This is a genomic window from Paenibacillus glucanolyticus NBRC 15330 (genome assembly GCF_004000885.1).
Lineage (GTDB): Bacteria > Bacillota > Bacilli > Paenibacillales > Paenibacillaceae > Paenibacillus_AQ > Paenibacillus_AQ glucanolyticus.
Genome location: NZ_BIMC01000021.1, coordinates 105,925 through 117,148 on the forward strand (window position 1 = coordinate 105,925; position 11,224 = coordinate 117,148).

The 11,224-nt window shown below is 44.2% G+C and carries 15 protein-coding genes; all 15 read right to left on the reverse strand.

Annotated elements, in window-relative coordinates; genetic code table 11:
• Nucleotides 1–16: 16 nt before the first annotated feature.
• Nucleotides 17–349 carry a hypothetical protein gene (locus tag PGL02S_RS23425; RefSeq protein ID WP_006213047.1) on the reverse strand — a complete coding sequence of 111 codons (333 nt, stop codon included), beginning with the start codon at nucleotides 347–349 and terminating at the stop codon, nucleotides 17–19.
• Nucleotides 346–729 (reverse strand): flagellar export chaperone FliS, encoded by a 384-nt coding sequence (gene fliS / locus PGL02S_RS23430; RefSeq protein ID WP_006213048.1) that lies wholly within the window; start codon nucleotides 727–729, stop codon nucleotides 346–348. Before fliS ends, PGL02S_RS23425 begins: the two co-directional genes overlap by 4 nt.
• Nucleotides 730–765: 36 nt before the next feature.
• On the reverse strand, nucleotides 766–2,283 hold the full coding sequence (gene fliD, locus PGL02S_RS23435; protein WP_006213049.1) for a flagellar filament capping protein FliD: 1,518 nt from the start codon (nucleotides 2,281–2,283) through the stop codon (nucleotides 766–768).
• A gap of 19 nt (nucleotides 2,284–2,302) precedes the next feature.
• Nucleotides 2,303–2,653: a flagellar protein FlaG gene (locus tag PGL02S_RS23440; RefSeq protein ID WP_006213050.1), complete on the reverse strand. Its 351-nt coding sequence runs from the start codon at nucleotides 2,651–2,653 to the stop codon at nucleotides 2,303–2,305.
• Between the two features lie 68 nt (nucleotides 2,654–2,721).
• Nucleotides 2,722–3,555 (reverse strand): flagellin N-terminal helical domain-containing protein, encoded by an 834-nt coding sequence (locus tag PGL02S_RS23445; RefSeq protein WP_006213051.1) that lies wholly within the window; start codon nucleotides 3,553–3,555, stop codon nucleotides 2,722–2,724.
• Nucleotides 3,556–3,718: 163 nt separating this feature from the next.
• On the reverse strand, nucleotides 3,719–3,955 hold the full coding sequence (gene csrA, locus PGL02S_RS23450) for a carbon storage regulator CsrA (RefSeq protein WP_006213052.1): 237 nt from the start codon (nucleotides 3,953–3,955) through the stop codon (nucleotides 3,719–3,721).
• Nucleotides 3,933–4,394: a flagellar assembly protein FliW gene (gene fliW, locus PGL02S_RS23455; RefSeq protein WP_006213053.1), complete on the reverse strand. Its 462-nt coding sequence runs from the start codon at nucleotides 4,392–4,394 to the stop codon at nucleotides 3,933–3,935. Before fliW ends, csrA begins: the two co-directional genes overlap by 23 nt.
• Nucleotides 4,395–4,462: 68 nt before the next feature.
• On the reverse strand, nucleotides 4,463–5,035 hold the full coding sequence (locus tag PGL02S_RS23460; RefSeq protein ID WP_006213054.1) for a DUF6470 family protein: 573 nt from the start codon (nucleotides 5,033–5,035) through the stop codon (nucleotides 4,463–4,465).
• 10 nt (nucleotides 5,036–5,045) lie between these two features.
• Nucleotides 5,046–5,939, reverse strand: coding sequence for a flagellar hook-associated protein FlgL (gene flgL, locus PGL02S_RS23465; protein WP_036639909.1), 894 nt, complete (start codon nucleotides 5,937–5,939; stop codon nucleotides 5,046–5,048).
• Between the two features lie 12 nt (nucleotides 5,940–5,951).
• Nucleotides 5,952–7,523, reverse strand: coding sequence for a flagellar hook-associated protein FlgK (gene flgK / locus PGL02S_RS23470; protein ID WP_036639911.1), 1,572 nt, complete (start codon nucleotides 7,521–7,523; stop codon nucleotides 5,952–5,954).
• Between the two features lie 19 nt (nucleotides 7,524–7,542).
• The gene (locus PGL02S_RS23475) at nucleotides 7,543–8,043 is read right to left on the reverse strand and encodes a flagellar protein FlgN (RefSeq protein WP_006213057.1); all 501 of its coding nucleotides are present in this window, start codon (nucleotides 8,041–8,043) and stop codon (nucleotides 7,543–7,545) included.
• A complete protein-coding gene (gene flgM / locus PGL02S_RS23480; RefSeq protein WP_036639913.1) occupies nucleotides 8,040–8,336 on the reverse strand; it encodes a flagellar biosynthesis anti-sigma factor FlgM in 297 nt (98 codons plus the stop codon). Before flgM ends, PGL02S_RS23475 begins: the two co-directional genes overlap by 4 nt.
• A gap of 86 nt (nucleotides 8,337–8,422) precedes the next feature.
• Nucleotides 8,423–8,833: a TIGR03826 family flagellar region protein gene (locus tag PGL02S_RS23485; RefSeq protein WP_006213059.1), complete on the reverse strand. Its 411-nt coding sequence runs from the start codon at nucleotides 8,831–8,833 to the stop codon at nucleotides 8,423–8,425.
• A 113-nt stretch (nucleotides 8,834–8,946) separates the two neighbouring features.
• Nucleotides 8,947–9,597, reverse strand: coding sequence for a ComF family protein (locus tag PGL02S_RS23490; protein ID WP_235187355.1), 651 nt, complete (start codon nucleotides 9,595–9,597; stop codon nucleotides 8,947–8,949).
• A gap of 522 nt (nucleotides 9,598–10,119) precedes the next feature.
• The coding region (locus tag PGL02S_RS23495; protein ID WP_255308664.1) for a helicase-related protein at nucleotides 10,120–11,224 on the reverse strand (1,105 nt) is incomplete at its 5' end.

An 11,224-nucleotide genomic window follows, 5' to 3' on the forward strand; every position in this document is an offset into this window, starting at 1 on the left:
CTATATTTAATTTTCTTCAACTTCTCTTATCGATAAAATAAGACTCATGCTGCTTTACGGCGAAGCTGGAATATTGTTCGACACCAGCTTTTTGTCTTTCAAATGATCTTCGCTCCTGAGCTAAAATCTCTCTTTCAGAGGTGATTTGCTGAACCAACAATCTATTAATCAGCTCCAATTCCTGTAAAAGAGGTTTCGCATTATCATCCATTTGATGGTCTTGAATAAGAGTAAATAACGCATCCATTTCATTCTGGCGGGTTGAATAAATTTCGAGAGAATCCCCCTTCATTACATCCATATAGAGCTCTTTCAATCTCTGAAGTAATTCCAGCACATTCTCACTCATTCTGCACTCCCGCCTTTTACAATCTGGAGCGCTTGTTTCCATGTTTCATACATACCCTTTGCAAAATCAATCACTTCATCTAGCATATCGATTTCATGATTAATAATAACTTCAGCTATACACTTGGCGTAGAACTCATACAACGCATACAAGTCTTTTGAAATATCGTATTTCATATCCAGAGTAGACATGAGTTCAAATAAAATGCTTCTACCCTTATGGAGAAGCTCATTACTTATTTGATAATCCTTTTGGATAACCATTTGTCGAGCTCTCATTAAAGTACGAACCAGCTCTTGATACAATAGATGAGTGAGTTCTCCTGGTGAAGCTGTCTCAACCTGAACCTTTAAATACTTATCTTGTATGTTAGTTTGCATAAGTTCTATCATTCCATTCTTTACTATTATTCTTTGTTACAATGATGAAAGCTGCGAAGATAGCCATGAACCTTGATTATTTAATTTTTGCAAGGCTTGTTCCATCATAGTAAATTTCTTATAATGGCGGTTCTCAACGTCTGTTAATCGACGTTGCAAATCTGACACACGCTCGTTAATTCTTTTCAAATCCTTACCTAGAATACTATCATCAATTGACTCTACGGATCCCATCCCAATTCTTTTGTTAATCTTGTTTATTTGATTATTAATTGATTCGTATAATCTTTCTGCAAAACCAAGCTCTGATAATCGTTGTTTTTTATTTTCAGCCGTATCACCAACAGTACTGGAAGGCTTAGTAAATAAATCTTTAACTGCATCTGGATTCGTTGTTAATGCCTTCTTTAACTTTTCTTCATCAATTTCTAATTTACCATTATGCCTGGGGTCGGACATTACCTTTATTCCTATCTCACTAAGGAACTTATAAGTAGACCCTTCTAACGGTTCCCGGAATGCAACACGGAATTCATCCAGCGCTCCCTTTAATGTCGAATCATTATAAAGTGATCCTTGACGAGCTTTTGCCTCCCATTGTTCGATTTGCTTATCTGTCATTTGTGATTTTTCTTCATCCAGAAGTGGCTGATAGGAACGGTCTTTCTTTGTGCTGGTCACTGATTGAAACTGATCTACGATGGTATTGTATTGATTAACGAACTCTTTGATCTTATCGAACACAACTGTGTTAGATTTCGATACCGTAACAGAAACAGGTTCTGTTGTCGGAGCTTTTAAATTTATGGTGAGTCCGTTTAATGTGAAATTGTTCGTTTCACTCTCAAGCGCATTAACACCTACAGCATCGTTAAATTCAAATTTCGCATTAATACCATTACTTGTTAATGAATCCATATTAAATATCGATTTAAAGGCATTGCTATTATCAGTGACAGTAATCTCCGACTTAACGCCTGTAACATCGGTGGTCAGAAAAAGTCTCTTAGTATTGGTATCATAGTTAGCTTTTACACCAGTTACCGTTGTTTGAGCATTAATGTCTTTAATGATAGAATCTATGGATGAGCTTCCAGATGTTATCGATATTGTTGTGGAAGTACCCTTTGGTCCCTTAATGGTGATATCTCCACCTGTATTCACTACCGCGTCAGTCTTAGTGTCTGCAGCTAATGCTTTGCCAGTAAGTGATGCAGAAGTTGCTAGATTCAACACCTTAATTGTATTAAACCCCTCGGAGGCGCCGCTAGATCCAGTAACGTCCACAGCATTTGGATTACTTGATACGACTTGCTTCGTCTCGAAAGAACTACCAAAACGCAAACCTTCAGCCGCTTTTCGAAATGAGGTTAAAGCCGTATTCATAGTACGATAATCCTCGCGTTGCCAGATTAAACTGATTTTTTGACGTGTTAACTTTTGAAGAGGCAGACGCTCAACCTGCATTAGATTTTTGACAATGTTATCGATATCCATACCAGAGCTTAAACCTGTATACCTTATCGGGTTGTAAAGACTGGAAATGTTGCTCATCTTTTAAATTCAACCCCTTTCATGCTTTTTTATCAATAAAAATCCCCAAATTCTCACACAGGTTATAAACCAAATCAATAATTTTCTCAGGAGGGATTTCCCTTAGTACTTCTTCTGTCTTGATATCAACGACCTTAACAACAATTGAGCGAGTTTTGTCATGTATACTAAACTTCAACGCAGTCCCATTCTCTTGCAGCGTTTGGTTGTACTTTTCCACAAGCTGATTTAATTCCTTGTCCTGAAATAGGCCAGCATCTACACTAACAGTATCCAATTGTTGATGCTCTGCCACCTGATTTGGAATTTTATTCTCCGAGCGTCTATAAGAAGAAAAGGAAGGCTGGGTTGAATCCCCTGATATTCTCATATCTATTCCCTCCAGTAAAATATTAAAAAGCCAGCCGGAAAACCGGCCGGCCCATCCTAATTAAGAGATTAGCGAAGCAATTGCAGTACACCTTGAGGTTGTTGATTAGCTTGCGCCAACATAGCTGTAGCTGCTTGTTGCAAGATATTATTCTTCGTAAATGTGCTCATTTCTTTAGCCATATCTACGTCACGAATGCGGGATTCTGCAGCCTGCAAGTTCTCTGCAGTTGTACCCAGGTTGTTGACTGTATGCTCGAGACGATTTTGAACAGCACCCAGATCAGAACGGATTTTGGATACATCGTTAATGGCATCCTGAACTTTAGTCAATGCTGCGTTAGCCGTGGCATTGGTAGGAGTAGTAGCCAAAGAACCTAATGAAGTAAAGTCAACACCAAGTGTTGCAGCATCAGCTTTTTGCAAAGCAACAGTAATTGTTTCCCCCGCGTTCGCTCCTACTTGGAAAGTAAGGTTACCAGTTACGTCAGCAGCAATTAGTTTTTTACCGTTGAATTGAGTTTGGGTAGCAATGCTGTCGATTTGAGCAGACAATTGGGCAATTTCAGAGTCAATCTTATCTGCATCAGAAGTAGTCAGGGTCTCGTTACCACCTTGAACATACAATTCAGCCATACGTTGCAGCATAGCATGAGTTTCATTCAATGCACCTTCTGCTACTTGGATCAGAGAGATACCATCCAGAGCATTCTTGTTAGCTTGTTCCAAACCACGGATTTGGTTACGCATTTTCTCAGAGATTGCAAGACCTGCAGCATCATCAGCGGCACGGTTGATTCTGTAACCTGAAGACAACTTCTCTAAAGATTTGCCTTGTTGTGTGTTGTTAAAAGTCAGTTGACGCTGTGTGTTGTAAGAACTGATATTGTGGTTAATACGCATGTGAAAATTCCTCCTTGGAATGTGTTGGTGATTGCATCCTTGCTTCACCCTATTGTGATCGGAACATAGCATGCGGCCGTCACTACTATGTCTACCGAACCATATTATATATATCGGCGTTCAACTGATTATGTTTATAGCAAATTATTAATTTCAATAAAAATTATTTATTCTTTTGTGTCGTGACCTTCTGGAGGATATTATGTATATCCTCAGTAAATTCAACCGCATCTTTATTTTGACGCTGTATCGCGTCATAGATTTCTTCACGGTATATAGTTACGTTTGGGGGCGCTTCAATCCCAATTCTTACTTGATCGCCGTTTATTTCGATAACTGAAAGTATAATGTTATCGTTTAGCATTATTTTCTGGCCTTTATTCCTCGATAGGATCAGCATTGCTACCTTCCCCTTTCGCTTTTTCAAACAATGGATGTCGAGTAGAATATTCACTATGATCCAAGATAATCTGTGCTGCAAGTTGATTTTTATTGTTCAACAAAATTGGAGCCTTCAAATTACAGGTTATATCCTCAGCATTGCGAACTGTAACAATAACCAATATATCAACATCCTTATCATTCTGGATGTCCAAAGACTCTAACCATTGAGAATCAATATTAACTTCATAATCCTCAAAAAAATGAAATGGATTTATTACAATAAAAGTCAAATTCTCATTTTCAGTCGATTGTAAAAAATCAAAGGGATTCTCATCATCCTTCTGATGCAAAACTACATACTTTGATTCTGTAAACCCCAATATAGGTCCTGTAAATGATATGACCTGCTTCTCTTCTATTTCAATTCGACCAAATCTTTTGGTGAGTATAAACATTAATATTCCTCCTCGTCTAACAATAATAGCTATAATGAATTCTCATTATAGCTATTGTAGCTGCTACACTAGACCACTGCATCCAGTTGTCTGCCTGTAGCCGACATAAATATAAAGTTTTGTCTGATAAGATATGGATTCACCTTACCAGGATAATAATCAATTACAGGTTTATGAACCTCAGGATTAATATTAACATTACCTGGGATATACTCTACTTGTACCTGACCCGGATTATACGTCACATCCACGTTGTCATAGTTAGGTTCTCCCGCGATTTCTATAGGGCGTTCTTTAAATGCATTTTGCCGAGCTATATCTGCAAATACATTGCCCCCCTTATGAAAAGCCATCATCCGATCTCCGTTTTGAGCCATCTCTGCAATATTCTCCATAGAGATCTGAAGCGACACTTGAGCAATCCTATCAGTCACCTCTTCAAATCTAGCCTTTCCAAGCGCAGACCAAGCTTTACGCGAATCAATCTCCAACTTACCATTGGATTGTTTCATTTCTAAAGACGCCTGTTTTTGTGACATATTAAGCACGGGGCGAGACTGCTCAATGCTTTGCTGTCCTTTTGAGGTTTGCAGACCAACCTGGGAATAACCCTGTTGAATCTGAATTCGAGGGATATTCATCTAACCACCCCTATCTCAAAAAATCAAGTAAACTAGGTCGAATGATGCGAGCCATCGTATCCAATGATGCCTGATATACACTCTCCGAAGTTTTTAAATCAATAATAACCTTAGATATATCCGCATCCTCTATTTTCGATTGCAGGTCCATATAATTAATATTTAAATCACCCAACCGACTTAGCGTGAACTCAAGTCGATTTTGTTTTCCACCCATTTCAGCTTGAGCAGTAATGGTTGTCTCCAGATTCTTCTGGAGATTTGTAATGGAATTCTGTATAGCAGTCGTGTCATTAGCCAACAATGCCTTCTTAAAATTATCAACAACTACAAATATCCCAGACGCATCTCCAAATGCACCAAACACTTGCTCTCCAGGTGTATTCACAGACACCGTGATTCCAGCACCAACTTGATACCTCACTTCACCATTATCCAGGGCATAAGCAGTTTGTGTTGGATCATCAGGAAATGGCTTCTCATCGGTTCTCTCACCGTTGAAAATATATTTCCCCTTGAATTGCGAATTGCCAAGGGAAACAAGCTGTTGATATAACTGTTCTACTTCTGCAGCAATATTCTCCCGAGCATCTGCGGGAACCGTGTCTGTTCCACCCTGCACCGCAAGTTCTGAAAGCTTTTGGATGATCTGTGTGACTTCCGTCATGACGGTATCCCCATATTTAAGCCACGAGTCTGCATCCTCCGCATTTTGCTCAAACTGCGTTGTTGCCGTGATCTGGCCACGGTATTGGAGAGCAGCGGCTACACCGACCGGATCGTCGGAAGGACGGTTAATACGGCGCTGGGTCATCATTTGTTCCTGGTATTTATCCAGTCTGCGATAGTTGCCTTGGAGACCACTCATCATGGAGCTGGTCATCATAGATTGGGTTATGCGCACAATTTACTCCTCCTATCTGCCGACGATGCCGGTACCGTTAATTAATTTGTCCAGCATCTCGTCGATGGTAGTAACTACACGTGAAGATGCGCTGTATGCATGCTGGAAGCGGATAAGATCGGACATTTCCTCATCCAGTGACACACTGCTAATGGATAGACGGAGTGTATCTGCATGTTCCACCAGCAGTGTACCGTTCTCCACCATCTTAATGGCGTTGCTGCTATCCGTACCTAATTTGGAGATAACAGACTGGAGATATCCTTCAAAATTCGTAATATCCGTTACTGCACCGTTGCTGTTGTTTGGATTAAAACTAAATGTACGTTCAGACAAGCCGGCAATCAGAAGCGCCATGCCGCCGTTACCTTTCAGGACCACCTCGGATGTTGTTCCATCCGGATTTGTTTTCATTTCGGTCCGTAAGGACGCACCGATGTTTTTCAAATCGGATTGGATATTCTGACTGAGCCTCATATTCCCTGCTGTAATTGGACCTCCATTGGCAGATACAAAGAAGTCACTTCCTGTAGTAGCAGGTTCGTTCAAGGTGTAACCGAGTTTATGTAATCCGTTAAGTCCGTCTACAGTATGCTTGGTATCCACCGCAAGTTTACGAGGATTATTCGCATCCATTACCGCATTCGGAATGTTCACGCCTGGAGGAAGAATCGTTCCAGCCGGCAGGGTAACTTCTACTTTTCCGGTAGCCAATGTGTTGGCCATAATATTCAACTGGGTGATATACCCTTGAACGTGCACATCTCGGGAGGTTACATATCCAGCAATTTCTCCACCGGTTAATGTCCCCGCTATGGCATTCGTAATCGGCGTGGAGGTCATATCGTCCACCACTACCTGATTACCAAACGTCACTTGATAGACATCCCCGGTCTCGGTTACATTCACGTTCCCAAGCAAGGAGAGCTGATCAATCAGCAGGTCCCGCTTGTCGCGCATATCGTTCGCGTTATCGCCAAGACCCTCAATCCGTTTAATACTCTGGGTTAATTCTGCAACTTGGTCGATATAATTGTTGGCTTCAGCAACCTTAGTGTCAATACGAGAAGTCAGATTATTGCTGAGCGTGTCCAGCTGGGAATATATATGGTTAAACGTCTCGGTCAATGCGATAGCTTTCTGCTGAACTGCCATACGGGCCGACAAATCGGTATCACTCGGGTTTTTGCTCAATGTCTGCCAGGCGGTCCAGAACTCCGCAATGCTTGCGCTCAAACTGCTGTCGGAAGGCTCATTAAAAATCCCCTCAATATTCGAAAGCGTCTCTTGCTGTACGCTCCACGTCGACAGATTGGTATTCTGGTTGCGGTACTCGATATCCAGCAGGAAATCCCGCACCCGTCTGATACTATCTGCCTCGACACCCATCCCGAGCTGACCGGCCGCTTGGGAACGCTGCATTCCTGGAAAAGCGATAGGATTGGCCGCAACCAAGCGTGTGGTCTGACGAGAGTAACCCGGCGTATTAGCATTCGTAACGTTATGACCAGCTGTGTTAATCGCAGCTTGCTGGGCAATCAAGCCCCTCTTTCCGATTTCGAGCAAATGAAATGTAGATCTCATCGTACATTTTCCTTTCTGCTTATGCCCTGGTATCAAACATGCTTCGGCCTTTGCCGGCCGGATTTTGATGCTTCGGATGTTGATATAGCAAATCATCCTCCGGACGGCTGACTAACAGATTCAAACTGTAGTCAATGAACGCCAGGGACTGTTCGATCAACTCGCGGTTGATGGCATTCAGTTCCTTGAGTTCCATGAGCCTGTCCATTAATTGCTCCTGCACATCCTGCAGCTCTGTTTTTTCATCCGGATTAAATACAAGACGAGTCATTTCGGTAACCGTCAGCTGAAGCTGGGAGCGGATGCCCTTCTCACGCAAAAAATCATCTGCGGCGCCTTGACGCAGTGCTTCCGTTTCCGCCACCTGCTTCAGCAGGCGGTTCTCCTTGGTCATGACCGCTGTAAGACGTTCCACATCATTATCCAAAATGGCTTGCCTTTTATCTTTCCCTGCCTCTATGAGCTGCTCATGCAGCTCATCCTGACGCTTCATATATTCGATAATGGTTCTAGCACTCACTTGGACTCACCTGATTTATTGTAGGATTGAAAATACGGGAGCAATTTGTCCGCCAAACGGTCGACGGGCACCCCATAAGTACCATTAGCTACGGATTCCTTCAAACGCTGAATTTTCTCCGCGCGCTCCGGATCCTGTACTTTACTCTGTGCACTCAGTTCCATCGCCTCCGGTGAGATAGATACTTCATCCTTGCGGCGCTTCTTCTTATCGATGTGCTGCATCTCCCGAGATTCAATATTCCGTTGATACGAATTGATGCCGTTCACACGTCCCGATTCGTTAATCTTCACGTCAAATCACCTCACTTAAAATAAAAGACCGATAAGCTTTACTAAGTTTATCGGTCGGATATGAAACATTGTTAATAGTTCAAAAGTTAGTATTTGCGCAGTTTATCTACTGCGCGGTAAGTCTCTCTATCTTTTCCGGACCCAGGCTGATGTTCCTGGTCTCCTGCAGCCGCCTGCCTAAGTTCTCTCGTTAATCGCGTCCGGCAGGACTCGCACATGTTGCTCTCACGAATCAACGTCCCGCATACTTCGCAAGGGTAAGCCATGTTGGGCGCGTTCGCAATCGAGATCCGGCCTTCCTTGATAAACTTCGTAATCTGCCTCATGGATACTTCCGTAGCCTCAGAGACCTCGTGAATGGTAGCACCTCTTTGCTCACGAAGGAAGGTTGCGCATTTCTCGTATTCTTTTTCAATAACCTTCATGCAATCCTGACACATTTCCCGAATATTAACGGTATATAACTTGCCGCACCGAGGGCAATTCCCCAGATTCATGCTCAACAACCTCCATGCCACATAGAACCTTTGATACCCCTAGATTACCTTATCTTAGGCCTTACGTCTATCGTTCAAAAAGAGAATCCACACATTTTTCTGATTTCCGGTATTTACGAGCGGGCCCAGGTTAAACTGTAGATCTCTATCGGCATCCCCAGGTTTGCTTCATAACTCCGTAAAACCTCTGCGCAAGCGTTAATCGTACTTCCTGTTGTGTAGATATCGTCTACCAAAAGTATACGAAAGGGACCTTTCATACGGGAATGCGAGGTTCCAGCTGGAGAAGGGATGCGATTGGCGGCCTGCCTGTTTATGGCCCCTAGCACATCCGGTACGTGCTGCACTGCACCGAACACCCCTTCCATATCCTTGAGCCGATCCATCCGGCTCTTGAAACTCTGCTTATCCGTGTGGCGCTTCCGCTCCAGCAGCCGGACATAAGGAAGCTTTATTCGAAACGCAAGCCCATGGGCAAGTACTTCAGCCTGGTTGAATCCCCTCTCTCGAAGCCTTTCCTCACTTACCGGAACCGAGGTGATGGCATGTATGTTCCATGATTCGGCTCGAGGGTTCTTTAATCCCCTTTTATGTAAATGAATATTCGTTTCCCTATGAAGCAAGGCATATGCGCGCAGCAGCATTTCTGCCAAAAGCGGAGCGTAACGCTCGTTCCCACGATATTTATACTGTGCTAACCACTCCCTCATCTGCGCATCGTAGGTCACCGCACTTCGGTTCAAAATAAAACTTCTTTTGCTCATGCTCATTCCAAACCTATTGCAGTCTGGACAACCAATCCCTCGTCCGCATTGCAGGCATCGGGGGTTAACGATCCAAGGGATTTGCCTGGAACAGCCATAGCATATCCCTGGAAGCTCTCGAGCAAGAGAAGCGCTTTTACCACAAGCGAGACAGGTTTCGTTCATCGGCTTGAGCAAACGATGCATATGACCAAACAGTTTGGCGAAGACGTCTGACATCAAATACGACAGCCCCTCTCCTTTTTGGGATGGTAAGTTGGATTTATTTACAGATACAAGAATTTTCAATTGATTAGTCAACCGTACTGCATAACATCCGATGGTTACTTCAGAGAGCACAGTCTTTCTACAATCACTATAGCAATCCTGAACTGAAGATCATGAAGTTTATTCCAAACTACAGCCCTCACAGTTTAAGACATCCAACAGTCATCGTCACCGTATTCCGACAAAAACAGCGCCAGCCTATACGCTTAGAGTTCCTAAAACTCCATGGGTAAAATCCCCCCTGTTCTTACTCCCTTACTCACTCGACAATTGCTCGAATGATCGTAAATACCCGCCTTTACCGGCGATTCGGTTCATTGCCTTGATTTGCCGAACGGCCGAGCTTTGGCATCGAGTCCACTGGGGTGCTGCAAATACCACCCGCCCTGCCGGATCATCCTTGGATCGACCCGCGCGACCAGCCATTTGAATCAAAGCTGCCTCATCAAAAAGCTCGCTGTCTGCATCCAAAATAAACACATCACTCTTGGGAACCGTTACTCCGCGCTCGAGTATCGTCGTTGTCACCAACAAGCGAATTTCGCGGTTGCGGAAGGACATCACTTTGCTTGCCCGATTCGGATCGATGGATGATGTCCCTTCAATCGGTGCATTGGGAATCGCCTTGCGGAGCAGCTCCAGAAAAGGCTCGATATGCTTGATGCGGGATACAAACAGGAACACCTGAGCGCCGCGGGAAAGAGATGCACTTAAATTACGAACCAAATCCGGGGGAAGCTTCTTTTCTTGCAAGCATCGGTTCACTGTGGGAATTTTAAGCTTTTGTGGAACAGGCAGCGGATGACCATGAAAACGCGCGGGTACTTTAGCATGAGGCAAACGGCCTGCTGCCGCCTCCCGCTGCAACGGCGCTGGCGGGGTGGCTGACAGGTAGATATATTTCCCTCCTGCTTTGCAAGCCCCCTTGGCCGCATAATCCAGCATCGGATCATTATGATAAGGGAAGGCATCGATCTCATCGATAACCACCAGGTCAAAAGCTCCTCTAAAACGCAGAAGCTGATGCGTCGTTGCCAGCGTGATGCTCCCCGGCTTCCACCGATCCGGACTTCCTCCATATAGCGTAACTACCGCCTCCTCCGGAAAAGCCTTGGATAAACGGGGGGCGAGTTCCAGCACCACGTCCCTTCTTGGCGCAGCGACCAACACGCGGCCACCTGCATCCAGAACAGACTGCAAAAGCGGAAAGATCATTTCAGTCTTTCCGGCCCCGGTCACCGCCCAGATGAGAAACCGGGCGAGCCCCGCGGAGCCCCCTCCGGGCGGCTCCGCCAAAAACTGCAGCGCGGCGCCAGCGGCGGCGCTCTGCGCTGCGCTAAGCCCCCACCGGTCCAAGGCC

Bases quoted from the DNA above. Each gene is read 5' to 3' on its own strand.
- PGL02S_RS23425 (WP_006213047.1), bottom strand. From the start codon at position 349: ATGAGTGAGAATGTGCTGGAATTACTTCAGAGATTGAAAGAGCTCTAT.
- fliS (WP_006213048.1), bottom strand. From the start codon at position 729: ATGCAAACTAACATACAAGATAAGTATTTAAAGGTTCAGGTTGAGACA.
- fliD (WP_006213049.1), bottom strand. From the start codon at position 2,283: ATGAGCAACATTTCCAGTCTTTACAACCCGATAAGGTATACAGGTTTA.
- PGL02S_RS23440 (WP_006213050.1), bottom strand. From the start codon at position 2,653: ATGAGAATATCAGGGGATTCAACCCAGCCTTCCTTTTCTTCTTATAGA.
- PGL02S_RS23445 (WP_006213051.1), bottom strand. From the start codon at position 3,555: ATGCGTATTAACCACAATATCAGTTCTTACAACACACAGCGTCAACTG.
- csrA (WP_006213052.1), bottom strand. From the start codon at position 3,955: ATGCTGATCCTATCGAGGAATAAAGGCCAGAAAATAATGCTAAACGAT.
- fliW (WP_006213053.1), bottom strand. From the start codon at position 4,394: ATGTTTATACTCACCAAAAGATTTGGTCGAATTGAAATAGAAGAGAAG.
- PGL02S_RS23460 (WP_006213054.1), bottom strand. From the start codon at position 5,035: ATGAATATCCCTCGAATTCAGATTCAACAGGGTTATTCCCAGGTTGGT.
- flgK (WP_036639911.1), bottom strand. From the start codon at position 7,523: ATGAGATCTACATTTCATTTGCTCGAAATCGGAAAGAGGGGCTTGATT.
- PGL02S_RS23485 (WP_006213059.1), bottom strand. From the start codon at position 8,833: ATGAATCTGGGGAATTGCCCTCGGTGCGGCAAGTTATATACCGTTAAT.
- PGL02S_RS23490 (WP_235187355.1), bottom strand. From the start codon at position 9,597: ATGAGCAAAAGAAGTTTTATTTTGAACCGAAGTGCGGTGACCTACGAT.